General features: G+C 46.7%; 34 protein-coding genes and 1 pseudogene. 3 read left to right on the top strand and 32 right to left on the bottom strand.

Annotation, left to right across the window (positions count from 1 at the left end; all coding sequences use genetic code 11):
- Positions 1-87: 87 nt before the first annotated feature.
- From NIE88_RS04880 to NIE88_RS04730, 32 genes and pseudogenes are all read right to left on the bottom strand, one after another.
- Positions 88-711, bottom strand: coding sequence for a DUF4355 domain-containing protein (locus tag NIE88_RS04880; RefSeq protein WP_253059622.1), 624 nt, complete (start codon positions 709-711; stop codon positions 88-90).
- Positions 712-828: 117 nt separating this feature from the next.
- On the bottom strand, positions 829-1,062 hold the full coding sequence (locus NIE88_RS04875; RefSeq protein ID WP_253059620.1) for a hypothetical protein: 234 nt from the start codon (positions 1,060-1,062) through the stop codon (positions 829-831).
- 3 nt (positions 1,063-1,065) lie between these two features.
- Positions 1,066-2,499, bottom strand: a complete 1,434-nt coding sequence (locus tag NIE88_RS04870) for a minor capsid protein (protein WP_253059617.1) — start codon at positions 2,497-2,499, stop codon at positions 1,066-1,068.
- 92 nt (positions 2,500-2,591) lie between these two features.
- Complete coding sequence (locus NIE88_RS04865) at positions 2,592-2,957, bottom strand: hypothetical protein (protein WP_253059615.1); 366 nt, start codon at positions 2,955-2,957, stop codon at positions 2,592-2,594.
- A gap of 2 nt (positions 2,958-2,959) precedes the next feature.
- Positions 2,960-3,220 carry a hypothetical protein gene (locus NIE88_RS04860; RefSeq protein ID WP_253059613.1) on the bottom strand — a complete coding sequence of 87 codons (261 nt, stop codon included), beginning with the start codon at positions 3,218-3,220 and terminating at the stop codon, positions 2,960-2,962.
- Complete coding sequence (locus NIE88_RS04855; RefSeq protein ID WP_253059611.1) at positions 3,186-4,535, bottom strand: phage portal protein; 1,350 nt, start codon at positions 4,533-4,535, stop codon at positions 3,186-3,188. The genes NIE88_RS04860 and NIE88_RS04855 overlap by 35 nt, the downstream gene beginning before the upstream one ends.
- A 2-nt stretch (positions 4,536-4,537) precedes the next feature.
- Complete coding sequence (gene terL / locus NIE88_RS04850) at positions 4,538-5,935, bottom strand: phage terminase large subunit (protein ID WP_253059609.1); 1,398 nt, start codon at positions 5,933-5,935, stop codon at positions 4,538-4,540.
- A complete protein-coding gene (locus NIE88_RS04845) occupies positions 5,928-6,362 on the bottom strand; it encodes a terminase small subunit (protein WP_253059607.1) in 435 nt (144 codons plus the stop codon). Before NIE88_RS04845 ends, terL begins: the two co-directional genes overlap by 8 nt.
- Positions 6,363-6,417: 55 nt before the next feature.
- On the bottom strand, positions 6,418-6,792 hold the full coding sequence (locus NIE88_RS04840) for a PH domain-containing protein (RefSeq protein WP_253059605.1): 375 nt from the start codon (positions 6,790-6,792) through the stop codon (positions 6,418-6,420).
- Positions 6,793-6,859: 67 nt separating this feature from the next.
- Positions 6,860-7,360: a sigma-70 family RNA polymerase sigma factor gene (locus NIE88_RS04835; RefSeq protein WP_253059603.1), complete on the bottom strand. Its 501-nt coding sequence runs from the start codon at positions 7,358-7,360 to the stop codon at positions 6,860-6,862.
- On the bottom strand, positions 7,350-8,717 hold the full coding sequence (locus NIE88_RS04830) for an SNF2-related protein (protein WP_253059601.1): 1,368 nt from the start codon (positions 8,715-8,717) through the stop codon (positions 7,350-7,352). Before NIE88_RS04830 ends, NIE88_RS04835 begins: the two co-directional genes overlap by 11 nt.
- Positions 8,707-8,994: a VRR-NUC domain-containing protein gene (locus NIE88_RS04825; RefSeq protein ID WP_253059589.1), complete on the bottom strand. Its 288-nt coding sequence runs from the start codon at positions 8,992-8,994 to the stop codon at positions 8,707-8,709. Before NIE88_RS04825 ends, NIE88_RS04830 begins: the two co-directional genes overlap by 11 nt.
- Before the next feature lie 315 nt (positions 8,995-9,309).
- A complete protein-coding gene (locus NIE88_RS04820) occupies positions 9,310-11,715 on the bottom strand; it encodes a virulence-associated E family protein (RefSeq protein WP_253059586.1) in 2,406 nt (801 codons plus the stop codon).
- A gap of 363 nt (positions 11,716-12,078) precedes the next feature.
- Positions 12,079-12,660: an HNH endonuclease signature motif containing protein gene (locus tag NIE88_RS04815; RefSeq protein WP_253059584.1), complete on the bottom strand. Its 582-nt coding sequence runs from the start codon at positions 12,658-12,660 to the stop codon at positions 12,079-12,081.
- A 1-nt stretch (position 12,661) separates the two neighbouring features.
- A complete protein-coding gene (locus tag NIE88_RS04810; RefSeq protein ID WP_253059582.1) occupies positions 12,662-12,856 on the bottom strand; it encodes a hypothetical protein in 195 nt (64 codons plus the stop codon).
- Positions 12,857-12,886: 30 nt separating this feature from the next.
- Positions 12,887-14,050: a sigma-70 family RNA polymerase sigma factor gene (locus tag NIE88_RS04805; protein ID WP_253059580.1), complete on the bottom strand. Its 1,164-nt coding sequence runs from the start codon at positions 14,048-14,050 to the stop codon at positions 12,887-12,889.
- Between the two features lie 6 nt (positions 14,051-14,056).
- The gene (locus NIE88_RS04800; RefSeq protein WP_253059578.1) at positions 14,057-16,030 is read right to left on the bottom strand and encodes a DNA polymerase; all 1,974 of its coding nucleotides are present in this window, start codon (positions 16,028-16,030) and stop codon (positions 14,057-14,059) included.
- 75 nt (positions 16,031-16,105) lie between these two features.
- Positions 16,106-16,663, bottom strand: a complete 558-nt coding sequence (locus NIE88_RS04795) for a DUF2815 family protein (RefSeq protein ID WP_253059576.1) — start codon at positions 16,661-16,663, stop codon at positions 16,106-16,108.
- Positions 16,664-16,708: 45 nt separating this feature from the next.
- A pseudogene (locus tag NIE88_RS23020) lies at positions 16,709-16,828 on the bottom strand (hypothetical protein); the annotation flags it as partial.
- Positions 16,828-18,006, bottom strand: coding sequence for a DUF2800 domain-containing protein (locus tag NIE88_RS04790; protein WP_253059574.1), 1,179 nt, complete (start codon positions 18,004-18,006; stop codon positions 16,828-16,830). The pseudogene NIE88_RS23020 and the gene NIE88_RS04790, both read right to left, overlap by 1 nt.
- Complete coding sequence (locus tag NIE88_RS04785) at positions 18,003-18,377, bottom strand: hypothetical protein (protein WP_253059572.1); 375 nt, start codon at positions 18,375-18,377, stop codon at positions 18,003-18,005. The genes NIE88_RS04790 and NIE88_RS04785 overlap by 4 nt, the downstream gene beginning before the upstream one ends.
- Positions 18,378-18,390: 13 nt before the next feature.
- The gene (locus NIE88_RS04780; protein ID WP_253059569.1) at positions 18,391-18,807 is read right to left on the bottom strand and encodes a hypothetical protein; all 417 of its coding nucleotides are present in this window, start codon (positions 18,805-18,807) and stop codon (positions 18,391-18,393) included.
- Between the two features lie 42 nt (positions 18,808-18,849).
- Positions 18,850-19,059: a hypothetical protein gene (locus tag NIE88_RS04775; protein ID WP_253059567.1), complete on the bottom strand. Its 210-nt coding sequence runs from the start codon at positions 19,057-19,059 to the stop codon at positions 18,850-18,852.
- A gap of 14 nt (positions 19,060-19,073) precedes the next feature.
- A complete protein-coding gene (locus NIE88_RS04770) occupies positions 19,074-19,325 on the bottom strand; it encodes a hypothetical protein (protein ID WP_253059565.1) in 252 nt (83 codons plus the stop codon).
- A gap of 24 nt (positions 19,326-19,349) precedes the next feature.
- Complete coding sequence (locus tag NIE88_RS04765) at positions 19,350-19,541, bottom strand: hypothetical protein (protein ID WP_253059563.1); 192 nt, start codon at positions 19,539-19,541, stop codon at positions 19,350-19,352.
- Positions 19,528-19,848 carry a hypothetical protein gene (locus NIE88_RS04760; protein WP_253059561.1) on the bottom strand — a complete coding sequence of 107 codons (321 nt, stop codon included), beginning with the start codon at positions 19,846-19,848 and terminating at the stop codon, positions 19,528-19,530. Before NIE88_RS04760 ends, NIE88_RS04765 begins: the two co-directional genes overlap by 14 nt.
- Positions 19,849-19,853: 5 nt before the next feature.
- Positions 19,854-20,084 carry a hypothetical protein gene (locus tag NIE88_RS04755; RefSeq protein WP_253059559.1) on the bottom strand — a complete coding sequence of 77 codons (231 nt, stop codon included), beginning with the start codon at positions 20,082-20,084 and terminating at the stop codon, positions 19,854-19,856.
- Positions 20,059-20,370 (bottom strand): hypothetical protein, encoded by a 312-nt coding sequence (locus NIE88_RS04750; protein WP_253059557.1) that lies wholly within the window; start codon positions 20,368-20,370, stop codon positions 20,059-20,061. The genes NIE88_RS04755 and NIE88_RS04750 overlap by 26 nt, the downstream gene beginning before the upstream one ends.
- Positions 20,371-20,565: a hypothetical protein gene (locus tag NIE88_RS04745; RefSeq protein WP_253059555.1), complete on the bottom strand. Its 195-nt coding sequence runs from the start codon at positions 20,563-20,565 to the stop codon at positions 20,371-20,373.
- Positions 20,565-20,807 carry a DUF771 domain-containing protein gene (locus NIE88_RS04740; RefSeq protein ID WP_253059553.1) on the bottom strand — a complete coding sequence of 81 codons (243 nt, stop codon included), beginning with the start codon at positions 20,805-20,807 and terminating at the stop codon, positions 20,565-20,567. Before NIE88_RS04740 ends, NIE88_RS04745 begins: the two co-directional genes overlap by 1 nt.
- The gene (locus NIE88_RS04735; protein ID WP_253059551.1) at positions 20,800-21,540 is read right to left on the bottom strand and encodes an antA/AntB antirepressor family protein; all 741 of its coding nucleotides are present in this window, start codon (positions 21,538-21,540) and stop codon (positions 20,800-20,802) included. Before NIE88_RS04735 ends, NIE88_RS04740 begins: the two co-directional genes overlap by 8 nt.
- Positions 21,541-21,624: 84 nt before the next feature.
- The gene (locus NIE88_RS04730) at positions 21,625-21,864 is read right to left on the bottom strand and encodes a helix-turn-helix transcriptional regulator (RefSeq protein ID WP_253059549.1); all 240 of its coding nucleotides are present in this window, start codon (positions 21,862-21,864) and stop codon (positions 21,625-21,627) included.
- A 106-nt stretch (positions 21,865-21,970) separates the two neighbouring features.
- Here NIE88_RS04730 and NIE88_RS04725 point away from each other — a divergent pair, with 106 nt between their 5' ends.
- The 3 genes from NIE88_RS04725 to NIE88_RS04715 are packed head-to-tail and all read left to right on the top strand — an operon-like array spanning position 21,971 to position 24,563.
- Positions 21,971-22,885 (top strand): helix-turn-helix domain-containing protein, encoded by a 915-nt coding sequence (locus tag NIE88_RS04725; protein WP_253059547.1) that lies wholly within the window; start codon positions 21,971-21,973, stop codon positions 22,883-22,885.
- Positions 22,886-22,890: 5 nt separating this feature from the next.
- Complete coding sequence (locus NIE88_RS04720) at positions 22,891-23,310, top strand: ImmA/IrrE family metallo-endopeptidase (protein WP_253059539.1); 420 nt, start codon at positions 22,891-22,893, stop codon at positions 23,308-23,310.
- A gap of 44 nt (positions 23,311-23,354) precedes the next feature.
- Entirely contained in the window at positions 23,355-24,563 is a 1,209-nt protein-coding gene (locus NIE88_RS04715) for a tyrosine-type recombinase/integrase (protein WP_253059537.1), read from the top strand.
- The last annotated feature ends 10 nt before the right edge of the window (positions 24,564-24,573 follow it).

Here is a 24,573-nt window from a genome sequence, read left to right as displayed (position 1 = left end):
TCCATCGTTTTCTGAATCACATACTGGGTAAAAACTTCCGGCTGAATAATATCAGCAATTCTTGTAACAGCCAATTCAAACTCCTCCTTATGCTTGTGCTTTTAATTTTTTGTACAGTTCCGGATCCTCCCGGAAAAGTCTTGCCTGTTCCGTCAGATTGAAGTGTTCCTTACTGAACGGATTATTCGTCGTTGGGTTTTTAGTCACCTTAGGCGGTTTGCCAGCCAGTGCTTGCTTCACGCCGGCTTTCACCTGCTTTTCAACCAGCTTCACAAACGATTGAACCGCTTCCTGTGTATCTTCCGCTGTGTCTTTCACGACGAACGAAAGCAGGGTGTCGTCAGCGATAATCTCGTGTTCAGCCAGCATTTTAGAAGCCTCTTTGGAAAGCGCATGATAGGCATCTTTCTTCTTGTACGTTTCCAGCTCTGCCTGCAGTTTCTCAAGCTCGTACTGCTTTTTCTGTTCCTCGTTCATCTTCGCCAGCTTCTCGGCCTCTTTCACGGCCTTCTCTGCTGCTTTCTTCTCCCGAGCTACGCGCTGTTTGATCAAGTCCTCAAGCTCTTCCTGCGTGTAGGTCTTACTATCTTCGTCTTTTGGTGGCTTACCGTCTCCCGGATCTTTCGGCTTTTGATTGTCAGCCGGAGGATCTGCCGGCGGCTCGTCTTCAGCAAAGAACTGCAAGTTCAACGGATATTTTAGTAAATCCATGTTATCTCCTCACTTTTTATAGACTTGGTTGTCTGCCAATCACATGATTTTCTTTAACGTCTCAATCAAGGAAAAAAGACAATAAAAAGAGCACTCAACGAATTAGTCGAGCACTGCTTATTTTTCGAGTTCTTTAATTTTTTGGTTTGCTTGTTCCTCTGTGATCTCATCAATCAGGGTCAGCGTTGAAGTATTCCCAAGGGATTTTTCTCCGCTATCATAGCCCATGAGCCGATCCATCAGAAGGTTTTGATTATCGACCACCCAGCCCCTACCTTTTTGATACAGATACGGAACAAATTGGTCAACCTTACCCAAGAGTTTCAAATCATTAATATAATAAAAGTTCATAGGCTAGTTCACCTCACTGATTCGAGCTGGTCTTTTTAGTTTCTTTGACAGTGTTGCCATTTCCTTGGCTAAAGCCACGGCCTCTTTTGAAGCTTTATCGCCAATCACTCGCCATTTTTCATACAGATCATGAAGCTTGCCGTTCTTCAGTGCAAAGCTTTCCGCCGTATGATACTGAAGCTCAAATTCATAGCCATCAGCATTCTTCACGAACGTATTGATTCCGTTATAAGGATTAACCGGATTGTTCCAGTAATTCTTCACCACAGTTTCAGTGTACCCGTTCTCCTTCAGCAATTCAACGGTTTCATAATAGTGGTCCACCAGTTCATTAGGATCCGCTATCGTGGTATATCTTAATATGTCTCTAATCTTTTTGTTTCCTTCACTCTCAATTTTACGTGTCAAGGATTCAACGGACTTTATTCTATACTCCAATCCTGCCAAACTGGCACCGACTGTAGCGGCCGTGGAGACCAGAACTGCTGTAATCGCGGGCTCCTGCTTCTTTGCCTCTTCAATCATCTTATTGGCTGCCACTTGCTCCCTGTCATTTTCAATCGGCACGGCTGTCGTTCGGCAGCGCGGATGAAACGGTGGGTAATTGACGCCGACTTTCGCATCCTTGAAAGCAAATTCTCTGCCGTCCATAGACTTACAAATAGCACTTGTCCTGCGGTCCATAATTGCCGTAATTTCATAGCGTTCAACACCGGCGTCCTCAAAGGCTTTCTTGTTCGACTGATTCATCACAAACGAACTTTCTGTCTCAATCAACCGCCGTGCGTCCTCAGCCCCAACACCCATACGATGCTGAATGAGTTGCGACATCTGCTGATAGTCTTCCCCGCGAATAATCGCATCCCGGATTTCCGTGTTCAGTGTATTGATCAGCTTTTCCTTATTCGACCAGATTCGATCAGAGAAGTTCTTGCCATCAATCCACTTCTCGTTCATCGTCAACTGCAGCGCATCGTCACTAACACTGAAAAAAGAAGGTGCGTTTTTCAGCCCTTTCATCGTGGACAAATAGCCGCTGCTGTAGGCTTCTTTCAGTAACTTCTCAAAGCCTTCCTGTTCAAACACCCCGAGTTCGACCATGCGCTGCCTGGTGGATAACTGTAGCCCTTCCAGTCGGTTCAACCGGTAGATGCTCTCACGCACGGGCATGAGACGCTGATATTGCGGATAGCGTCGGGCGAATTCCTGATAGTCCTTGTACAGCAAATCACGTTCAGACTGAGAGAGAGCAAGCACCAGCTGACGATATTCAATTACGTCGTTCACCGCATATTTGGCGTAATAGCTGGCGACTTCTTTTTTGATCTGTTCTTCCAGCCGCAGATACTCTTTCCGCAATCGCTTATCCAGCTTCGTATTCCGCTTGTCCTGCGCGTTGTACAGCTGAATCATTCGATTTTCCCAATAGCTTGACATAGTCATCACCCGGAGCACACAAGAAATAAGCCTTTTAACGCCGTGCTTAGGGCGAGATAATAGGGATCACCGTATCCTTTCCGGCCTATCGCCTACTTGCTTCTGCTTTCTTCAACTAGAGCCTTGGAAATAGACTCGATTGCCTGCTCAATCGGCATATAATACTTGTCATCATCCATCGGCGCGAAATGCAGATGAAGCAGTTCATGGACAAGCGTTTGTTCCATGTCATAAGCCATTGGAGAGCCCACATTTTGATAGTCATCAAGACTGAGCACATAAATAAGCGCGAACCGACTTTCTAAGTTCCACTCACATTTACCGGCCTCATCTCTATGATCCATTTTCGAGAGTGGAACGATCTTTGCCGTTATGTCCCAGTCTCTTAATCTGAGCCGTTCCTGCCAGTATTTCAATTTTTCCTGAAGATTGGATTCAGTCAGAATAAGATTCCCCATAATCATTCCGCCTTCTCGTACGTCTTTTGGAAAATGTCTGGCTTGCAGGGATATAGTTCACCAGAAATACCTTTAATCACGTAATCGCCTGGAGAAACTGTATGATCGCCTTCAAGTGTGTGGATTTTAAACACCTCGTCTTCAAAATAGGCAACACCTGTTTTAAACGCTTTGATAATCCATTCAGGATCTTCAATTTGATCCGGCTCCCCTGTCCATTTAAACGCCTCAATCACTACCGGTTTCTTGCGGTACTTCGCCATCATCATCGCCTCCTGTAGTATTAAAATCACCATCCGGATAATTCGTCTCCGGCTCCTCGGCTTTTATGCGCTCAAGCTCCTGCTTTGGATTATCCACAATGCTCAAAACACTCAGCTGCGTTTCTTTCGAGACAATGCCCTGCAGGCTCTTTGCTACATTAGCTTCATCCACGAGATTCCGCGGAATGTTACGGGTAAACGTATAATTCAAGTTTCGCCATTCATCTTTCTTGCTGGCCTCGATGAACAGTGGAACGTTAAACAACATTTTAAAACGCCGGTTCATGCCCGACGTGAATTTCCGTTCTTTCATGGCTGCCAGATTCTTCATCGGCTGCAGTTTAAACTCAAGAGCTACGCCCGACGCATTGCCGAAACTCTCATCGTTAATGTTGGCCACCATGCTCATCTGATAGATTAATCGCTCAATCCGATCCAGCAGGTGCTCCTGATTCGCGTCACCGTTTGGTTTTTCCATAAATTCAACGATGATTTTTGATGTATCCACCTCTTGACCAGAAATATTGATAATTCGGTTATCCCGAATTTTCTTCAGCGTTTCCTCGTCCAGCTCGGCGCCCAGGATCTTCATGTATGCGTCCGCAAAATAGTCAACGTCATTGGCTTTCTCAGACACTGCCTTGTCGTAAGCATTGATCAGCGATTCGACGGATTCAAATACGCTCTGCCGCTCTTCATTTTCAATGTACTCGATAACCGGCACATCACCATAATAATGTGGCTGGCTGTCACCAAGTGCAAGGCCGTCATCACCCTTGCTGAAGGCAATCTCTTCGGCTGCCGTGAACAGCTGACCTTTCAGCCCGTCTTCCGTCTGATGATATCTAACCGAAAACAACGGCTTCTGTGCAATCGTGTCATCGTAGACAATGAACATGTCGAGCGGCGTGTTATAAATGCAGCACGTCTCTGATTCTTCATTCTGATAGAGCAGCTCGAAGCCGTGACCGTATATGCTGGTAATCTTACTCAGTTCGGCTTGATTATCATCCATATCGTTCCGAGTCAGGAAGTCATCCACCCGTTCGTTCACGCCCGGATCATCATGGCTGACCTTTATCGGGAGCCCGATAAAATAGCCGTTAAATGTGTCGGTAATGTACTTGGCATAATTGACGACCAAGCGATTATCCGGCTTGTAATCGGGCTTGTCCTCTTGGTCGAGAATCGGGGGCTTGCTTTGATAAAGTTTTTCCAGCCGCTGATAACGCGGCAGCTCGGCCTGATGCAATTCGATAAAATGGCTGACCACTTCAGCCGTGATTTCTTCCTCTCGTGGAAACCTAAAAACCATGCTCACAACCCCCCTTTAAAAACTTTGACCTGAACACTTGATCCCATTTTTTCAGCAATACCCGTCAATGCGTCCGGCGCATCATCGTGGTCATTCTTGCCTTCTTTTTGATACCGTGTCAGCGCCTCATGCAGTTCCGGCCATTTATTCCGCCATCCTTCTGGAAAATACACATGATCCATCACCCAGGTTGCATTGGATAGAATCCGAGCCACTTTGTTTTTGCTCTGGTGAAACCAGCTAATTTTTGCTTTATTGGACCGATACTTCTGCCTGAGGATCCGTTCTACACTCCGGGCGAATCCGCGACCGCCGTTATTCGATTCGATCCATGCTAGATTGACTTTATTTCCATGAATTTTTTTAGCAAGCAGTGGCTCCGTAATCTCCATCGCGTCTTTTGTAAAAATAGCATCCAGGATATACGCCTCATCATCAAATGTTTCGCCAAAAATAAAAGAAGCCAGATAATCGGCTCCTTCATCAGCGGTATCAGTGTAGCTGGCTATGCGCTTGAACACCGGCAGGCTGCCCGCTTGGTACGTCTTAAAACTCGAATACAGCTTGCCTTTCACATCAATGGGCTCCTGCTGATAGTTTGCTGCCGCAATGTCAGCGCCCATTGTCTTCGTTTTCCGTTCATATTCTTCTCTCGTCAAAATCTCATCGCAGAGCATAGAGCCGTCATCCTGTAGGGCTTTTAAGTTCACGTGTCTAACTTTATACCCTTTCGCCGGAAGCTCTGTCAGGGCCCGTCCTGCGAGGTCTAATGTATGCCAACGTGTCATGATCAGAATGATCTTGCCTCCAGATTCCAACCGGGAAATCATTGTATTGGTAAACCAATCCCAGTGGCCATTCAGCACGTTGGCGTTATAGGCTTCTGATGCATTCTTAATCAAGTCATCGACAATAAAATAATCCGCGCCAAAGCCCGTTGCGGTACCGGTTGGAGACGTTGCTAGATAGTTGCTGAAATGTCCGTCCAAGCTCCACAGATTCATTGCCCCGTCGCCCTGCTTAATGCGGACACCGGGGAAGATTTCACTGTAAACGACCCTATCCGGATCCGCCTTAATCTCCTGGATCGTGTTTCGCACATTCTTTGAGAACGTCGTGGACAGTGTCTCATTGTAGGATCCGGTCATAATTTTCATATCTGGATGATTACCCAGCATCCACTCGACAAAATTTCCAGCCGTCCGAGACTTCCCGTGACGTGGTGGTTCATTCAGAACCAGTACATCATCTGTGGATTCGGAAAAACGCTGCAGCTCATCGGCAACCTCAATCAGATGCTTCCGGCTATACTTGAAAAATTCAGGTGATTTTAAGTGACAGTACTCAAAGAAATCCCTCCTGGCGAGCTCGATCTGAGCGCCTTGTCTGATTTTATTCATGCTTCTCACTTCGGGCAATCTTCCGCAACTCCTCGGTGGTTAATACGGAATAAGGATTAGTAACGTCTAAACCACCAGAGAGTTCGGTCTTATCAACGGGCTTAAATCCTGCCCGGTCAAGAAAATCCTTCGCCGCTGCGATTCGATCCCGATCAGCTGCAGACTCGTCTTCCATGATGTCGTGCATGACTTTTCGAGCCTCTAAAGCATCAAACATGAATTCCTGTCTCAGATCCGCTTCCAGTTCTTTTTCTCGTTCTTGCAAATACCTGATAATTTTAGGATTTTTCAGAAGTTGGCTACTTTGTGATGCCGCTGATTTCGGACTATATCCTGCGTTGATCGCTGCTTGTGTTTGATTCTTTTTCCGATACTTCAAATACTCATCAACAAACAACTTCTGCTGTGCTGTAGCCTCATTCTTCACATTTCGCCGCCTCCTTTTTTGTATTAAAAAAGAGCCCCGTAGGACTCTCTAAATCTTATAGGTCATATCGATAGGAAACGCCGGCAGCTTCTCGTGCTTCTTTCGCTGCCGTTCTAATCTTCTCCCGCACGTCATGCGGGCTTTTAATCCGTCTCAAAACAAGTTTCGGCTTGGATTCATCGGCGCTGATTAGTTCAATATCCCCGATGTCCAAAACCTTATCTTTAAGCTTTTGCCGAACGGTAATGTCCTTGACTTTGAACAGTTCGATATCATCCCGGGTCTCAGAAACAAGCCCTTGCTTCGTAATCTTCAAACGTTCGTTCGTCAGCTCGTACTTTTCTTTCGGCATTTTCAGAAAGCCTGCATTACCGCCTTTAATCCCAAACATGTACGTCTCGAATTCAAGAAGAGTCCTCTCTTCACTCAACGCCGACATCTCCCTTTTCTTTTCATTTTACCGAAAAAAGGAAATGAATAAAATACCCTCTCATAGATTAGTTGGCAAAAGGGCGTGAAGTGGGCGTGTTTTTAAATTTATTGCGTCCGCTAGCGAGACAATCTCGTACACGTCGCCTTGATAAATTCAACTCTGCTGCTACTTGCCTCTGACTCAGGCCATAGCCCTCCGTCAGGATAAATACTTGACGCTCACGTACACTCAAAGTCATTAAAGCATCCACAATTCTTTGCTTATCTTCATCACTCACGGACTCTCGTTCCGGATCTAAGTCCAGGCACGGATATAAGTCCATATCCGGCTCAAACTGTGTCATCTGGTACAGCGATCGAGAGCCCCAATCTTTTCGATTTCCCGGCTCCTTACCGTTTCGCATCCAGGTTAAACTGTAGGACAGATTCGAGATCAAACGATTCACGGCTTCCCGTTCAACTATATTCTCTTTATTCACCTTGTCGTGGTAATTCTGCAACTCGTGCATCGTTCTGCTGTACTCGTCAATCAACTTGCCCACCCAGGGCTTCCGTTCAATCGTCATGCTTGGCCACTTCCTTCAGTCTCGCTTTCACGGCTTCAAGTAATGCCTCTTGTCCGCCCGCTTTCTGCTGCAGCACGTTCAGTGCCTGTTCATCAATCGTTCCCTTGGCCACCAGGTGATGGACAATGACGCTCTCTTTCTGTCCCTGCCGATCCAATCTTGCATTCGCCTGCAGGTATTGTTCCAAACTCCATAACATCGAGAACCAAACAATGATATGTCCGCCGTCCTGCATATTGAGTCCATGGCCAGCTGACGCTGGATGCACCAGTAACATTTCAATCTTGCCCGCATTCCAATTCGCAATCGTTTGCGAGTTTTCGAGTTCACGTGCCTGCTTGAATCGTGCCTTAATCCGTTCAAGGTCATGCTTGTACTGGTAGAATACAAGAATCGGCTGACCGTTCGCCTCTTCGACAATCTGTTCTAATGCGTCCAGTTTCACGCTATGTAATTCCTGGACCTCACCGTTTTCGTTATAAATCGCTCCGTTCGCATATTGCAGAAGCTTGTTCGATAAAACCGCTGCCGTATTGGCTACAATATCACCGTTCGCAAACGGCAGAAGCAAGTCTCTCTCTAATTGTTTATACCGTTTTTGCTCGGATTTATTCAGTTCTAGCTCAACCACGTTATCCACGCGTTTCGGCAGCTGCAGGTAATCGCTCGCCTTCATGCTGACACAAATATCCGATATGGCTGAATAAATTTGCTGTTCCGCGCCTGGCTTCAATCGCCAGCTGAAGACGATATGCTGACTTCGCTTGTCCGGCTCAAAATATTTTTGCCGATAAGCTGTTACCGTTTTGCCTAAACGTTCGCCGCCGTCCAGTAAATAAATTTGTGGCCAAAGGTCCAAAAGTGAATTCGGTGCCGGTGTTCCGGTCAATCCGATAATGCGATGAATCAACGGCCGCACTTTTTTTAATGCTCGAAAACGCTTTGCTTTACTGCTCTTAAAACTGGACAGCTCGTCAATCACGACCGTATCAAATGGCCATTTGGTTTTATAATGATCCACCAGCCACACGACATTTTCACGATTCGTGACATAAATATCTGCCGGTTCAGCCAGCGCCTGAATCCGGTGCTGTAGATTGCCCAGCACTTTGGCCACTCGAAGATTTTTCGTATGATCCCACTTTTCGGCCTCACGCGACCAGGTATCTTCAGCCACCCGCTTCGGTGCGATCACCAGCACTTTGACCGAATCGAAGTAATCAAATAGCAGCTGCCAAACCGCTGTTAAGGTGCTGACTGTCTTTCCCATACCCATATCAAGCAGGAGACCAGAAGCCGTATGATCGATGATCCAGTTGGTTGAATATTCCTGATAGGCGTGCGCCTTATACTTCATTTCCAGTCACCTCCCGGATTAAATCGTCAATTTGCTGATCCGAATCTATTTTGATTGCTTTAAATCCTAAATTCGTCAGCTGCTGTCGGCGCTTTGCCTGCAGGACGCGAAGCGGTTTCCCTGGTGCTTTCATCTCGACAAAAATAATCCGGCCACCCGGGAAAAGCAAAATCCGATCCGGCACCCCAGCCAATCCGGGAGATACCCACTTCGCGGCAATGCCTCCCAGTCGCTTCACCTCGCGTTCCAGTCGTCGCTCCAATCTGCTTTCTTGCACGTCAGCCTACCTCCCTGAAAATAATCAATCGGGGGACCAATAACCCGAGACCATACGCAACTTTATATAAAACCCTATTTATAGATATTAGATTATAATCATTCTAATCTAATATCTATATATCCTATTATTCTTTAATATTATATTTATATGGTCCCTATGGTCCCTATATAGTATTAAGTGCTGATATAATAGTATTTATACAGTGACCTTGATAGGGACCATGTTGAGGACCATGACCTTTATGGTCCTCAACATGGTAATTTATAGAAATTTATTCCAAATTTTACATGGTCCCCATTTTCCCATGGTCCTCTATGCATGGTCCTCAAGAATAAACGCCTTTTGCTTGCCGTATAGAGTGAATTTTAGCCGTCCGCGATTTTTATCGTAGGGCTTCCACCCTGATATATTTTGCATAATATCCGTGATTTCTCTTGACCGCATCGGGTTCAGATCTTCCGGCCGATTACCGAAACACTCCGCCCATATTTCCATCGCACATGTACGATCATGCACAAGTGTTCCTTTTTCGCGGATAGCCGGATTTTCAGCTAACCAAGCTCTGCGCTCACCAATCTCCCGACTATCCCAATCTTTTGGTAATTTCAGCTTCAGGTACTCTTCAACCAGGCCGAATTTGTCGTCCTCTTCCAGGTGCGCCTCTTGCATTTCCTGTGCGGCCTTCTCCAGTTCCGGCGACAGCAATAGAGATTCACGTGCATCCCAGGCGGCTTTCGCCTCTGCCCAGATCTGATCCAGTTCCTCGCCCTTTAAATCATTCCATATGTCCTTTTTATGCTTCTGCTTACGCACCGTTACCGGCCACCAGCGCCGGTTACCGGTCTTGTCAATCAGGAACATGCTGATGTTCGTTGTGCCAAAAAACACACACTGACGCGGGAACTCGTCCACGTGATGGCCATAGCTGACACGGAAACGATCCACTTGTTTTGCTGTGAAATGCTTGACGGCCTCAGTCTCCGCCCGCCGTGTCGCCTTGAGTTCGGCCAGTTCGATCAGCCAGGCACCCTGCAGCTGTTCGTAAGCGTCCTTGCCCTTGATGCTGTCCAGACTGTCACTTGTCCAGCCGTGTCCCAATCGGCGGATAAAATAGCTCTTCTTCGCGCCCTGAGGGCCAACAAGGACTAGGATCTGATCAAACTTAATCCCTGGCTGCATCACGCGACCAACAGCGGCAATGAGCATCTTCCGGGTCACGGCTCGTACATACGGCGTATCATCAGCGCTGAGATAATCAATCAGCAGCGTGTCCAGACGCTTCTTGCCGTCCCACTGCAGGCCGTTCAGATAATCCCTGATCGGATGAAAGGCGTTGTCTTGCTTGACCTCCGCCATCGCATCAGCAACGTTCTGCTTATGGCTGATGCCATAAATGTCACTTAAGTAGTTGCGCAAGCAGGCATCATCGTCATCGTTCCAAAGGGTACGGCGGCTCTTTTTGCGCCAAGGCAGATTATATAAGACCTCGCATCGATGCGAGAAATCGTTTTGGCCAAACTTGCCGGCAAGATTCTCATCATTTCGCAAAATAATCTTGATGTTTTTGACGGACTTGTCAAAACTTCCGTCCTTATTCTGATCCAGCTTTTTAACCCAGTTGATGTCGTCCTTAAAATCTTCGTTCGCTTCCGCCAAGCGCTCTTTGATGTTGGTCTCTTTGACTTTGTCATCCTGCCGTGCGAAGTCGATCATGGCGCTGTAGCTTGGCAGCTTAATGACGGGCGCGCTCAGATCCGCGTCTTCGTCCTGATCGCGAAACTTATGGATCCGCACTAGGTCAAATGCGTTGACCAGCTGGCCGCCGATCGGATCAGTACCATGGTGCGAGTAGCAGAAACGATCATCATCGTACACGATCATGCCGCCGGTCGTAGATCCATTTTTGTACGTATAGCGATGCGCACCTGCAGGTTCATACACGTCCGGAAGAAAGGTCTCAAGTGCTTCAGTCACGGTAAAGGCGCGGCAGAACGCGCCGACCATGCCTGGTTTCGCCAGTGGATCGCCTTGCTTCTCTGCCATCTTCTGACGGTGCTGTTTCTGCCGGCTGGACTCCGGCCAGTAAGACGGATCCTTCCAGTTCGGATATCTGGCCAAAACACTGTCCGGATCCAGCCAGGCGGCATCCTGAAATTTAAAAACGTAGGGTACATCTGCCGGCACTGACGGCCAGTACATGAGTCGTTCCGCTTCGTACGTCGTGTCATCGAAAAAGTCGATGCCGAGATCCTCGGCCAGCTTTCGCGCGATCGGCTGATATTCGTCCGGCGTAACCGGTCGGGACAAGGGAATAATTAACCGAAGCCGCGGACGCTGCGGCGTATGTTTGTGCGTGCTGTAACAGGTGACAGCACAGTCCATTGAGATTTCCACCATGCTCCAGAGATCGCCTTTAATGAAATCCGCGTCAAGCGTGACCAGGCTTCGAAAAGCCACCTGTCCACTCTTGCGCCGTCCGCCTTTTAACGTGCCGCCGACAAAGCCCCCACGGTCTTTAATCGCGTCCTGTTGTGCTTTTGATAGTTTCATATACTCGCTGTGCGTCTCACCTGTTACAGCGGGCTTGTGAAGCCGCTGAACGAGTTCAGACCACAGCATTGATTTATTCTTCCAGTGCATTTCCTTCCGGCTGTGACCAGTAGCGATCGTCAGGCTGCCATCGTTCTGCACGTTCGTTTTTTGTTGAGGGTCGTTCATAAAACTCACCTACTGTCCTTTCAAAGTTGCATCTTTGGTATACTTACAAACCATGGTGGCGACTATTTCCAGTTCGAAAAAGTTTTACCGATAAATAACTGAAGTGTCCCCGATTTCATAGGTTTTCTTCAGTAATGATCGGATCTTTACTCTTGTTTTTCTTGATATTTTTATCTCTCCTGTTGTATATTCATAAACTGGTACATTGTAAATGCGTATTAGCTTATCTCTATATCGCGTTTTTACGTCTAAATATTTTAACCAGTGGTCGCCTTTTGGATACGGCCCTAAAGGATCAAGCTCTGATAAATTTTTCAAACAGATTTCCTTCCTTCGCTTTAGCTGTCTACCATGAATCACTAATCACTTACGTTTCCGCTCATGCATCTTGCTAAATAAATCAGCAAGTACAATTCCCGTCTGGGTTAATTCAGCATTATTCCGAATAAGTCCCTTTCTGTTTAAAATGGCCATCTGCTTATCTGTGACTAGGATTAAATTGTTCAGATCAAAATTGAGCCGATCACCGTCTCCAAAAATTAATTTATGACCTTTGGGTATCGGACGACCATTAGCCTTTTCCCATATGAGCCGGTGTTTTTGACGCCATTTCCCCGGATCCGCAATTTTAATGTACATGTATCCATCACTTTTCATTTTTTCAGTGCCAACGGGCATATAATTGGCAGGTTGATGCCCTTTTTTAAATTGTGTGGGTTCCCAGCCACCGTTATGCGTGCCCTTGTTTGCAGGTACATGACCTTTTTTATAGTGACCAGTTAGTCCGCTGCTAAGCCCATGGTTTTTCTTGTAGGTTTTTACTTGTTGGCGTGTGAGCGTCAGACCGAAGTTCTCATTTAGGATTGCGGTCAGTTCGGCATTTCCCAATCCTTTAACATGATCGCTAAGAAACTGATCTTGTTCCGGAGTAAGCAGACGTGCCATATTATCCCTCCAGCATTTTGGGCAGCTGTGCATCAAGCACCAGCTGACCATTCGCGATGATCTGAGTGGCAACGCCAGCAATAGACTTTGCCCGTTTCATTTCAACTTCAAGTTCTTCATTCGAAAGGCTCTCATCACTTAATCGTTCCAGTTCAGCAAAAAGATGGTTGTTTAAATCGCCTAATGTGTTTTTCATTTTTCGGGCATCTCCTTTGATCGTTATGGTTTACTTCGCGGGCTCAAGTATCGTAAGCACGTAAGCTTCTAAAGCTTGCAGCTGTCGATTTGACTGTTGATACAGATTGAAGTATTTGTCTCGATCCTGTCCGGTGTACATGAGCTGGCTTTCGATGTCTTTTTTTTCATCTGTGATTTTTGCAATCTTAGTTTCAAGGTCATCAGCGGTATCATTAAGGGATTGGAGCTTACTCTTTGCGTCTTTCAGTTGCTCTAGCGCATCCAGTTTTTCCGCTTCCAAGTTCTTGACCCTTTTCTCAAGATGAGTAATCGTATCGGCTTGATTTTGGATCGACTTAAGATAGTCAGCCTTCTCCTTTTTCCATGGATCAGCTTTCTTTTGGGCAGAGCTTGGAGCGTTCATTTTCTTTATGTTTTCTGTCAGTTTATCTTCGAATGGTGCGATTTTCGTCTTATTTTTGCAACGCCAATTATAGAGCGATTTCTTATTAACACCAAGCTTGTCCGCCATTCCGTCAAGCGTTAATCCCGAAAAAACAAAATCCTTGTATTGGTCAATCGACATAAGAGGTCTTGCCATTGTTGCTTCCTCCTTTTCGCGGTAGCCCATTCGCTCCGCTTCCTGTTTTAATGCGGCATAAAATTTTGCGAGTATGCGAGATACCCGAATTTGAGAAATGCCGTGTTGTTTTCCGATTTCAAGCTGCGTTCCCACATCATTTAAGTGTGCAAGGATAATTCTTTTGTATTTATCTTTAAATTGATTGAGCACTCGCTTGGTTAACCTTAGTGCTTCATCTTTCAGCAAATGATCCTGGTCAGGTGCAGCCAACGTATCAAGCAGCGTCAATGTTGATCCCTCCGATTCACAGATCGGAGCATCTAAACTGACTACTATGCCTTGACGCTTTTTCGCTTGGTTGGCACGGTAAATATGGCTAAAGGTTGCGCGCACTTGCAGACCTGCGTAGGTTGAAAATTTTGTTTCACGACTTAAGTCAAATTTTTCGATTGCCTGGGAAAATGCGGCCATAGTTATGCTTAGCGCGTCTGCATATTCCATGTCGATTGGTTTGAATTTTTTTGTGAAAAAATGCGCAAGTGACATATTCAATTCAATAATCTCGTTTCTTGTATCTATGCCGCTCTGATACTGCCGAATTAGTTCGAGCGTTCGATCATCTCGATTCACGGCGCATCAGTCCTTTTTGTAGTAATGAGTCTCATAGCCGTCTGCCTTAAGCGGCAGGCCTTTCATCCAGGCTGCCTTACGGCACATGATCGCGGACATGTCATTCGGCGTGATGCCGTCCTCAGGTACCTCAGCCACCAGCTCGTCATGCACGTGAAAGACAATAGGGATCCCAGCTTCATCGACGTGCGTCATGGCATGTGCCAGGCAGTCGCGGGCGGTTGCTTGGACGATGTTCTCGACTAGCTTCCCACCGTAAGTCCGAAGCCGTACCCAGTTCGTGGGCATGCCCGGAAGCTGTTGTTTGCTTTTTCCTGTTCCCTCGTACGTCAACTGATCACGGCCATAGGTCGGATCCGGTTCAATGCGCGGCTTGGCGAAGGCAATACGCCGGCCACTTGGCAGCTGGATGAACAGCATTCCCGATTCATAAATGAACTTGAGCCCCTTTTGCAGGCTGACGGTCGTCTTTTTCTTGACCGCTGTAAGTGCCGCATTGTTGCAGTCTCTCCACAGCATCACAATCGCAGGACTTGCATTTCGCCATTTCTCGACGATGTCCGGTAATTCGTCTCGAGATAACCCCATGTCAAGTGCGCCCATCTGAATCAGTGCCCCAGATCCACCGCCATAGCCCAGCGCAAGCTCGGCCACCTTGCCCTTCTGCCGGAGTGGATCGCCTTTTTTTATCGACTCGATTGGCACGTGAAACATCTGACTGGCTGACGCTTCATAGATTTTCCCGTGACTACGAAAAACGTCGAGCCGCCATTTCTCGCCGGCAAGCCAGGCAATGACTCGTGCTTCAATCGCGGAAAAGTCAGAAACCACAAATTTATGCCCTTTTGCCGGCACCAGGGCTGTCCGCACAAGTTGGCTTAGTGTATCGGCTGTATCATCGAATAGCATTTTGATGCCCTCCTCATCGCCTGACCAAAGCAGTTGACGCGCTGTGTCCAGGTCGAGATCTGTCATATGATTTTTCGCTAGATTTTGAGGCTGGATGATTCGTCCGGCCCAACGCCCCGTATGGGATGCGCCATAGAATTGTAGTGATCCGTGTACACGACCGTCCTGACAAACGGCATCGGCCATCTTGGTATATTTAGCCGTGGATGTCCGAGACGTCGCCTGACGGATCCTGAGGACTTCACGAACGGTCTCATTGGGTGCTCGCTTAATCAGTCCAGGCATCAGCTTTTTACCAAGGCTTCCGACTTTGTCCATGCCCTGATCTTCCAGCCATTTTTTAATTTGTGCCGGACTGTTTGGATTTGGGAGCCCTGTCAGCTTCTGTGCGCGTTCGAGATAATAGGAGCTGTTTGCTTCATCGATCCGGATCGCATTTTCGACCAGCTGCGGATCAATGGCCACGCCACGATCGTTTATTCGTTGGTCGATCGCCCACAGATGATTTTCAAAATCGCTTGGCGCATATTTCAGTAAACGCCCGCGAATATCGCGTTCAACGTCCACGTCTCGGCCGTTGTAAAATTTAAACCGTTCCCAGCCGTCCGGATCATCCTGTGGTAAGTGACGAGTGCGTCCTTCATTCAGCAGATCCGGCTCGCAGGGGATCGAGAAAAACTTGATCAAATTCTTGCCGGCACTGTCTTTCTGCACGTCGAGCTTCAGCACTTTGGCCACACCGTCCAAACTTGCAGGAAGACCAAGTGAAAGCGCCAGTACCATACTGCAGCGCCAGTCTTCCGGATTGGCATAGCCGAACGTCTTAGACAAGCAGGTGCGTTCAAAGTTTGCATTAAAGGCGGTCTTGACGACACCACTAAGCTGCAGTGCATCTTTCACATCTTTCGGTAACTCTTCGCCCTGTTCCAAGTCGAGCACTTGCACCGGATCGTTATCGAAGGCAAAAGCGAAAAGCAGGATCCGGAACTTCGGAGAATCTACATACTTGTAAACTCCATTGTCGATGGAATTATCACTAAACGTTTCAATATCGATACCAAGCGTTGTCATAGTGGTACCTCCTTCCTATCAAAAAGAGGGAGAGCGTTGTCCCTCCCCCTCTCAGTCCAATTACTGAATGTTTAATTAACCGAGAAAATCGTCATCATCGTCATCAGTTTCAAGAGCGTCGAAGTCATCTTCTGCCTTCGAACGTCCGCCGAGATAGTCGCCGTCTTCCCACTTTTGAATGTTATTCAGGCCGCAGGCAATGCCCTTGTTTCCGCTCGTGTTATAAGCGTAGAAATTGATGCTTGCGCGAATGTAGCAACCACTGTACAGGTCGTCTGAATCCAGGATTGGATCCTTGTGCTGATCAATCAGTCCTGGTTTCGTTTTGCTGTTTGCGTTCAGGAAGTACGCACCGGCAAATTCTTCTTGATCCGGTCGTTCCTCGTCTCCGTCACGCAGAGGCGTTTTCAGTGATGCCGGAATTTTGCCGCCTAGTGTATTGATGCCAGCTTTCTTGGCCGCCTCCACGGCAGCCTTAATCTTTTTCAGTGTCGTTTTGTCCGTTTTGGAAATGATCAGGCAAACCGAGTATTTTTTCTGCTGCGCGTCATCTGCCGCCCACGGTTCAAAAACGTGGAGATAAGCAGCACGCACCTTTCCTGTAATGACTTTCGTGTCTGTGTTTGTTGGCATAGTATGTTTACTCCTCTTCTGATTTGGAATTATTCTTGCATTAAAGCGCCATTTAAGGGCATCGTCGCCGATTTTGTCCCGCAGTTTGTCCCAGGCTTGGCTTTTCGTTCGTTCTTCAATGCCAAACACGAATTGACGTGAAACCGTACTGTAGATTCCGTACATCAGCTAAAATCGCTAACCGCTGATGCCGTTGATCCAATCTCCGGTCGTTTATCCGATTCACGGGCTAGCGTTGGTTTGCCAGCCGGCTTTACAACTAAGCCGCTAAGCAGTTCATCAAATCGCTTTTTGCCGAGCAGCTTCTGCATTTTCGTGATGGCCAGAAGCTTTTTCTGGAAAATCTGTTCGTCCGTGTATTTTTCCTTGCGAAGCTTCTCAGCGACCTGGTCTTCATCCGTATACTTTCGGTTACTTCGGCCTTCAACAAGTTTCCAGCCAGGGAACTTCGTTCCATTTTGGGCGTTAACCAGTGCGTAATTCTCCACGTCTTCAGCCCACTTCCGGAGCTCATCCGCTTTCGTCAGCACGTCACCAATTTCTTCCGGCGCAAGTGTCGGCGGATCCGCGAAGTCCAGTTTGGCAAGTTCCAGGTTCTTATCCGCTCGTGCACGGCAAACGGCACGCGCCCGGCAGAACCGGCACCAGTCACCAGCAAGAAATTCGCCTTCGCCGGCAGCGGCTTGATCTGCGGTTGGCTTGACCGTTTTCATCGCCCAGGCTTCGAGCTCGTCCACAGTCAGTTGATCGGTTGAAATGCTGTCCAACCGTGGTTGTACGATTGTCATACGGACATGATCAGGTTCATATAATGCACCGAACCCATTCATTGCCCCTAATGCATAAAGTCTCATCTGGGTGTTCCCGATCGCACTGACGGGAACACCTTTGCCATACTTTAGGTCGACGACTTCAATCGCTTTGTCGGAAAGAACCAACGCGTCACCGGTACCAAAGCCGCCAGGAACCCACGGCGAGAAGTCCAGGCGCTGTTCAATCATCAGGAAAGCGTCGCCCGCTTCTGCCTTTGCCCCGCTGAGGCGTTCCATGACCGTTGTCACATAAACGTCCACATAGTCCAGCATTTCCTCGGCAAAAAGTTCATTCTTCTTGTACTTGTTCAGCCGGCGCGTAAATACCGATTTTGTGAGTTTTCCAATTTCATAGAGTAGGTGCAGCTCTGCGAGTTCGTGCGCCAGGGTTCCCTCTTGGGCAAAGACACTGGCAACGCCGTCATCTGGATACTGCAGTTCCAACTTTGCCGATGGCGGACAATGCAGCCACCGACTGGATCCGGATGCGGATAGGTTGGCATGATCTCGCGCTGCATGATTCCCACTCATGCGAGTTCCTCAGCTTTCTTAAGAAGCTCCGCATATCTTTCTCCCGGCACGTCTGACAACTTTTTGACACCGAAACTGGTCAGCAACGCTTTAACATCTTTTTGCTTTCCGGCTTGACTGAGAGAGGCAAGTTTTGCGCGCACCGTTTCCAGTTTGATGGTCTGCGTTGTCGTTGTTTCGGTTTCCGGCTTTGGGTCTTCATCCGGATGCTGCAGTTTCTTGGTTTCCGTTTCTTCCGGTGGGAAGTCTTCGTCCTTGGCTGTATTCCATTTCTGTTCACGCATTAGCGCTTCAGTGCTCTTGTCACCAAGTGCCGTGGCAAGATGATTCAAGGCGTCTGCAAGTTTATCGATTGATTGTTCAAGTCCCATGCTGATTACCTCCTTATCGTTTACCGCCAAAGATCAATTCCATGTCTGACTTTTTCGCTTTTCTCGTGCGAAGTTTTTGCGTCGGCTCTTCATATTCATAGGTTTTGAGCTTTTCAGCAGTCAGCTTACCCTCTTCGACAAGTTGGGCAACGCCCAACAGATCGATGTATGATTTGGACACGCCGAGATCGGCGGCTAACTGATCCTTGTCCAGCTTTTTTGAAATGGTATCTTTGACCGTAAGGACATAAGGCGTGTTGTCCTTATAAGCGATCACGTTACCGTTTTTAACAATGTGGTGGATGATTTCTGCTGTGTTGGTGTCGATCCGTTCTTTAAGAGCTGCACGATCACGCTTCATTGATTCGACTTCCTGATACAGTCCGTTGATTTTGGACTGCTTAATTTCCGTGTTAACGTTGAAATCCATGATCTTCCCTCCGTAAACCGCCTGTGCTATACTGGCGGTAGGTTAGTGTGTTTTTGGGTCAGTCGTCTCTGCCAAGGCGGCTGATCTTCTTTTTCTCACCGGCACGATAATTCGATCAAAGACTACCGGGTCGTCTGCGTCATTGTAGCTAAGCATGTCGCCGTCACTTGCATAGCCTAGCTTAGCGAGATAGTCGTCAATCGCCTCTTCGAGGTCAGTCCAAAGCAGTTCAGCTTGCTCAATCTTCCTCATTCTGTATCACCCCCTTAAAGGTGCCGGAATGTCGTTTTCGGATCGGTAAACATCATTGCGATCAAAAAATCTTTTGCGACACCAGCCATCGGTTTCATAAGGTTTTCTGTAAGTTCCGGATAATCTGCTTTCAGCATCAAAGCTAACTCTGTGATTTCTTTAATTTGAGCCAATGCGCCAAGCTGTTCCGCGCCGGAACTCTTCTGCACATCCTCTCGAAGCCGCTGAACATGTGATAAAAATTTTGCTTCCGTTTCTGGACTCATGCGGTTCATCTCCTCCCTTCAAGTTCACCACTTGAGAAAACTAATCTCGTATCGAACGGTGTCACGTCGAATTTCACGGAACTTTGCCTTGAGTTCTGCCCTTGCTTTACTACCCATCCACGACTCAGTTTCTGTTTCATTCTTGGGCTGTCCGAGTAGGTCAATCACTCGTTTCAGCTCAAAAATCAGTAGCGCCCTTTCGTCATCCTGCTTCATTTGATCCACATCCCTCCTGAGCTTCTTCCGGATATTCCGGATCCTCAGTCCAGGCACCCATGACTGCGCGCACCTTACGATACGTTGGAATGAGATCAGCGTTTAGCGGCGTACCTGCTTTGATATAACAGTCGGTGCAGAGAAACAGTTTGGTGTTTGGATCATACGTGCCTTCGTCCAGCTCAACAACATCCCTTGGGCTTTTGTATCGATCGGGTTCAGCTAGCGTGCGATCGACGTATTCTGACATTTGCACCGGTCGTTTACCGCATCCGGCGCAGCGAGTGACATAGTTTTCATTGTTCATTTTTCTCACGCTCCTTTCATCATCTGGAAATACTTGCTTTTCATTCGCAGTGCCCAACGCGCAATGTTCATGCGTCCCGTTGCTGTCATTCGAATCTGAACGTCAGCAAAAAACAGGAACATTAATTTTCGATAATCGGGCGTACCCTGATACTCAAGGAGCACGTCAGCCGGTAAGAAATAGGCTTCTACACAGTTATTAGCGCATTCGTTAGTTAATGTTTGTGCTTGCATCATTTATCACCCCCTTAACGGCATTTTGAAACAGCCTTAATTTCTCGCGCTCTTGGTCTGCCACGACCCAAATCTTTTCAAGTGCTTCCGTTTTGGCTATCTCAATGTCTTCGCTATCAAGTCGTCGTGCGGTTATGTCGAGTTTGTAGCAAGTCATAAACCAACCGGTGCAATGAAGTAACCGATGCACGATTAAATTAAATCCGTCTTGAACTCGTAATTCAAATTGCGTTGATCCGGTACGCTTTTTTTGATTGCCATCGGTCGTGTCTACCCACACTGCAGCCACTTACCTCACCTCTTCCTGCCGGATATTGATCTCAGTGATTTGCTTACGGCCAGACATCACTGAAATATGGATCCGTTTGCCATTAAAGATCGTTTGCAGCTTGGCCAACTTAAAAGCGATCTCGGTTGCTTCAAGACTGGTATCGAATTTTTGCTTTTTAAAGCCGTGAATGTGGTCAATCACTCGGTAAGCCATTAGGACACCCGCTCTTTAAACAGGTCTGCAAAGTTTTCCTTTAAAAACTGCTGCATTGGCTCGGCAAGGAATTTCCACCGTTCACCACGGACTCGCGGATAAAAAACAGGTCCCCCGTTATTCGAATCAAGCTTGTCCCGCCATTCGGGGCGAAAAAGGATGTTACGTGTTAGCCATAGATACTTATAGCCGGTATGTTGTTCAAGATCGCGGAAATTCCAAAAAAGCTTGTTGTTATCCATCGGCAGCAGCCTTCTTTTCAGCGAGTAGCTCATCCAGGACTCTGACTTGCCCTTTTCCTGTAATGAGCGTTGTCGATCGCTGAAGATCATCACCATCCGGCCGAGAAATAATTGTAGGTTTTGAGACGAACAACCCTTGATCGATATAGCGCTGAACCGGATTATTCTTTTCCCGACCGCTTTTGATTAGATATCCTCGATCGCGAAGCCAGGCAAACATGTTATTACGTCCAATCTTGATGCCCTGTTTGTCGTGGATCTCTTTAGCAAAGGAACCGATCGGAATTGCAGCGTTCGAGTTGGATACTTGCTTCCCAAATTGCGTAAAGGGCTTGTCCAATTCCATTTGACCGCGAAGTTGCTCAACGCGTTGATTTGCAAATTTAAGCGCACGTTTCATCACCATTTCCGGGCTGTTCCACAGGCGTTCAAGTTTTAAGAAATACTGGCGCGCCATTTTCCCTTTTTCCGTTCGCTGGATCATGGCAATCTCTTTGGCCATGTCGAGTTTGAGATGGTGATCTTTAAAAGTTGTTGCATTTCCCTGAGCTGTCGTTCTTTTTTGATCGACAGCTACAAAATCTTGATTTTCAACAAATCCGTAGTCCGCCATACGTTCAAACCAAATGTCATATCTCGTACCGACTTCCAAAAATTCATGGAGTTCACGACCACTGATCAAGATGTCACCTGATTCGTTTTCATGCATTGGGATTAATTCGTTTTTTGACATACTTATCCCCCTCCCCAAAAAGTTATCTAGAAAATCGTTATCTATACTTGCGCTAATTTAACTAACGCTTTATAATAGAAAACGTTAGGAAGTCTTTTCCGAATCTTCTTCCATAAGATCCGGAAAAAGGTCTTCAACTGTCGTTTCGAAATACTTTGCCATCCGAAACATGAGCTTTGCGCTTGGATCGCAACGCCCTGTTTCAACATTCCTGAATTGACTTTCAGAAATGCCGAGATCAACGGCGGCCTTTAGCTGAGCAACATTCTTTTTCTTACGATGTAGCTGAAAAGATTTACGGCGCGAATTTTCGACAGCGTTCAATACTTTTCCCTCCTTTTCGTATGTTTTAGATTACATTATAAGTATAATCGTCATCTAAACAGACGTCAAGGGATATTTTAGATTTATTTTTAGGTGGTGATTATCTGTGAATATACGAGAAAAGAAAATAATGGGGGAACGGCTTAAGAGGCTGCGGGAAAAATACGGGCTAACTCAGGATGAGCTTGCCGAAAAGCTTCATTTAAAAACGAGGGCCTCAATTTCAAGTTATGAAGCGGGCCGCGCGGTTCCATCAAGTGATACTCTTAATGACTTGGCTGATTTCTTTAAAGTTTCGACGGATTATATCTTGGGACGGGATCATGAAGAGCAGCCGGAGAATGAGATGTCTTCTGCCTTGACTGATGCTCTTATTGATTACGAGCGACTAGGTAGCGCCATTAAAACAGAACGAAAAGCACAGGGTATTACTCAAACAGAGCTTGCGGAACTTGTCGGGGTAAGTCAAAAAACTATCTCACAGTATGAATTGGGCTATCAAGAGATACCGGAGGAAATGGCGGAAAAAATCGCTAACGCTTTTGGCTATAGCTATCCAGCTTTTTTGGTGGAACACGATCTTTGGGGCGGAGAGATACCTGAACAATTTGATGGCAGTATTGACGCCTATAATGCCTTTAAAAAAGCTGAGGAAGAGGATCAACGTAGAGAGGCACAAAAGCAGGGGAAAGAGTTGATAAGTGAATACCTGAAAAAACGGTCGAGGAAAGAGTTGATAGGCGAATACCTAAAAAAGCATCCTAAACAACAAGAACAACGCACGAATCTTAATGATAGTGGCCTCCCAAAGCTTAATAAAAAAGACGAGCTGGATATTGCGAAGCAATTAGAAAAGATGTTGAACAGCATGGATGACGGTACGGCCTTGGCCTTTGACGGCGAGCCCATGGATGAAGAGACAAAGGCCCTGGTCAGAACGGCTATTGAAAGTAACTTAAAGCTGACAAAGCAGCTAGCCAAGAAGAAGTTTACGCCCAAGAAGTATCGCGATTGGGAGTGATCTCGTTGAATTGGATTTTGCGGGTACTTGATAGAGAAATTAAACGTTTTAAGACCGCTGACCCTTTTGAAATTGCTTCTGGAAGGCACATAGTAATCCGGTATTTTCCCCTAGGGGACACCTTCGGTTTTTACATGAAAAATGCCCGGCATCAGGTCATAACAATAAACTCTGATATCGAAGATTTCAAAAAACTATATACCTGCTGCCATGAATTAGGACATGCCGTACTCCACCCGAATGAAAACACTCCGTTCCTAAATCAAAATACGATCCGTTCACGCGGTAAGATCGAAACTCAAGCTCACTATTGGGCTACTATGGAAGTTTTAAAGTACAGACAATCAAGGCCTGAATACTATGAAACTCGGAACCTGTTACTAAGAGAAAATGGTATACCATATGAAATGGCTAAATTTTTTTAACCCAATAAAGAACGTATATTCCCATTAGATGGAGGGGCAATTTCATGGCATCATTTCGGAAATTAAAAAGCGGATGGAAATACCGTATCACTTACTATGACTCCGAAGGAAAGCAACGCGAATTCGGTGATAAGGGCTTTAGAACAAAGGCAGAAGCGCGTATCGCCGCGCAGGAAGCGGAAGTCCAATTTAAACACGGCGATAAAATCGACAAAGGCAGCATCGCCTTTCCTGTTTACATGCGAGCCTGGTTCGAAACCTTTCGCAAGGGCAAGAAGTCGCTTCGGAATGACGAAGACATTGAGCGGGCCGTTTGTTTTGCTGAAGAACATTTTGCCGGTGTTGAATTAAGAAACTTAGATCGTAAAATGTATCAGAAAGCCTTGAACAGCTATGGAAATGGGCATTCTACGAATTCTGTAAGTAAACGACATATTTATATGAAAGCCTGCTTACAGGAAGCGCTACATGAAGGTATCATTCATCATGATCCAACATTTCACGTGAACGTTAAGGGAACAGTGGAAGAGAAGGACGAGGATCTCAAGTATATCAGTTTTGAAGGGGCTCAGAAAATCAGTAATTATTTTATGGAACGCTTAGACAATTTCGACTATATTTCCCGCTACATGATTTTATTCTGTCTCGCGACTGGTTGCCGCTTTGGTGAAGTACTTGCACTTACCTGGGATAACGTCACCATTGATCGAAATGAGGACAATGAACCTATTGGTGGAACGGTAAACATTAAGCGTTCCTGGGATTATCACAAGAACCCACGATTTATACCGACCAAAAACGAAGCGTCTCGGCGCGTTCTGCCGATTGATAACACGACCTGTGTATGGCTGGACAAACTACATGCCCAGCAGAGCGAATTTTTTTTAAAGCATAAGACGCTTTTAAATGCGTGGCGAAAAACACCCTTCGTGTTCGTTAATCATCAGATGAATCTTATATCGAATAATGCGGTAAACAAAACACTTAGGCGCGCCTGCACAAAGTTTGGCTGCACAGAGATCACATTTCATGGCCTGCGTCACACCTTTGCTTCGATCCTATTGTATAAAAAGGTTAGTATCCACTATGTGAGCCGACGACTTGGCCATGCAGATATTGGAACAACCTTAAGAACTTATGCGCACATCCTGGATGAGATGGAACAAAGGGATTCTCAGGCAACCATGGCTGTCATGGACGAACTATTTACCAAACCGAAGAATTCAGTTGTCCCGATCAAACAGAAGGCATAAAAACAGCCAG

This window comes from Sporolactobacillus shoreicorticis, from assembly GCF_024125445.1.
GTDB classification, from domain to species: Bacteria; Bacillota; Bacilli; order Bacillales; family Sporolactobacillaceae; genus Sporolactobacillus; species Sporolactobacillus shoreicorticis.
Note: the sequence above shows the minus strand (reverse complement) of the source record. Positions and strands in the feature narration are given on the sequence as shown.

Bases quoted from the DNA above. Each gene is read 5' to 3' on its own strand.
- NIE88_RS04790 (WP_253059574.1), bottom strand. From the start codon at position 18,006: ATGAGTGGGAATCATGCAGCGCGAGATCATGCCAACCTATCCGCATCC.
- NIE88_RS04780 (WP_253059569.1), bottom strand. From the start codon at position 18,807: ATGGATTTCAACGTTAACACGGAAATTAAGCAGTCCAAAATCAACGGA.
- NIE88_RS04800 (WP_253059578.1), bottom strand. From the start codon at position 16,030: ATGACAACGCTTGGTATCGATATTGAAACGTTTAGTGATAATTCCATC.
- NIE88_RS04740 (WP_253059553.1), bottom strand. From the start codon at position 20,807: ATGGATAACAACAAGCTTTTTTGGAATTTCCGCGATCTTGAACAACAT.
- NIE88_RS04880 (WP_253059622.1), bottom strand. From the start codon at position 711: ATGGATTTACTAAAATATCCGTTGAACTTGCAGTTCTTTGCTGAAGAC.
- NIE88_RS04775 (WP_253059567.1), bottom strand. From the start codon at position 19,059: ATGAGGAAGATTGAGCAAGCTGAACTGCTTTGGACTGACCTCGAAGAG.
- terL (WP_253059609.1), bottom strand. From the start codon at position 5,935: ATGAATAAAATCAGACAAGGCGCTCAGATCGAGCTCGCCAGGAGGGAT.
- NIE88_RS04795 (WP_253059576.1), bottom strand. From the start codon at position 16,663: ATGCCAACAAACACAGACACGAAAGTCATTACAGGAAAGGTGCGTGCT.
- NIE88_RS04860 (WP_253059613.1), bottom strand. From the start codon at position 3,220: ATGGCGAAGTACCGCAAGAAACCGGTAGTGATTGAGGCGTTTAAATGG.
- NIE88_RS04715 (WP_253059537.1), top strand. From the start codon at position 23,355: ATGGCATCATTTCGGAAATTAAAAAGCGGATGGAAATACCGTATCACT.
- NIE88_RS04770 (WP_253059565.1), bottom strand. From the start codon at position 19,325: ATGAGTCCAGAAACGGAAGCAAAATTTTTATCACATGTTCAGCGGCTT.
- NIE88_RS04760 (WP_253059561.1), bottom strand. From the start codon at position 19,848: ATGAACAATGAAAACTATGTCACTCGCTGCGCCGGATGCGGTAAACGA.
- NIE88_RS04875 (WP_253059620.1), bottom strand. From the start codon at position 1,062: ATGAACTTTTATTATATTAATGATTTGAAACTCTTGGGTAAGGTTGAC.
- NIE88_RS04765 (WP_253059563.1), bottom strand. From the start codon at position 19,541: ATGAAGCAGGATGACGAAAGGGCGCTACTGATTTTTGAGCTGAAACGA.
- NIE88_RS04830 (WP_253059601.1), bottom strand. From the start codon at position 8,717: ATGAAGTATAAGGCGCACGCCTATCAGGAATATTCAACCAACTGGATC.
- NIE88_RS04810 (WP_253059582.1), bottom strand. From the start codon at position 12,856: ATGAAAAACACATTAGGCGATTTAAACAACCATCTTTTTGCTGAACTG.
- NIE88_RS04735 (WP_253059551.1), bottom strand. From the start codon at position 21,540: ATGTCAAAAAACGAATTAATCCCAATGCATGAAAACGAATCAGGTGAC.
- NIE88_RS04755 (WP_253059559.1), bottom strand. From the start codon at position 20,084: ATGATGCAAGCACAAACATTAACTAACGAATGCGCTAATAACTGTGTA.
- NIE88_RS04785 (WP_253059572.1), bottom strand. From the start codon at position 18,377: ATGGGACTTGAACAATCAATCGATAAACTTGCAGACGCCTTGAATCAT.
- NIE88_RS04815 (WP_253059584.1), bottom strand. From the start codon at position 12,660: ATGGCACGTCTGCTTACTCCGGAACAAGATCAGTTTCTTAGCGATCAT.
- NIE88_RS04835 (WP_253059603.1), bottom strand. From the start codon at position 7,360: ATGACGATTGAACGGAAGCCCTGGGTGGGCAAGTTGATTGACGAGTAC.
- NIE88_RS04745 (WP_253059555.1), bottom strand. From the start codon at position 20,565: ATGGCTTACCGAGTGATTGACCACATTCACGGCTTTAAAAAGCAAAAA.
- NIE88_RS04855 (WP_253059611.1), bottom strand. From the start codon at position 4,535: ATGGTTTTTAGGTTTCCACGAGAGGAAGAAATCACGGCTGAAGTGGTC.
- NIE88_RS04865 (WP_253059615.1), bottom strand. From the start codon at position 2,957: ATGGGGAATCTTATTCTGACTGAATCCAATCTTCAGGAAAAATTGAAA.
- NIE88_RS04820 (WP_253059586.1), bottom strand. From the start codon at position 11,715: ATGAACGACCCTCAACAAAAAACGAACGTGCAGAACGATGGCAGCCTG.
- NIE88_RS04870 (WP_253059617.1), bottom strand. From the start codon at position 2,499: ATGTCAAGCTATTGGGAAAATCGAATGATTCAGCTGTACAACGCGCAG.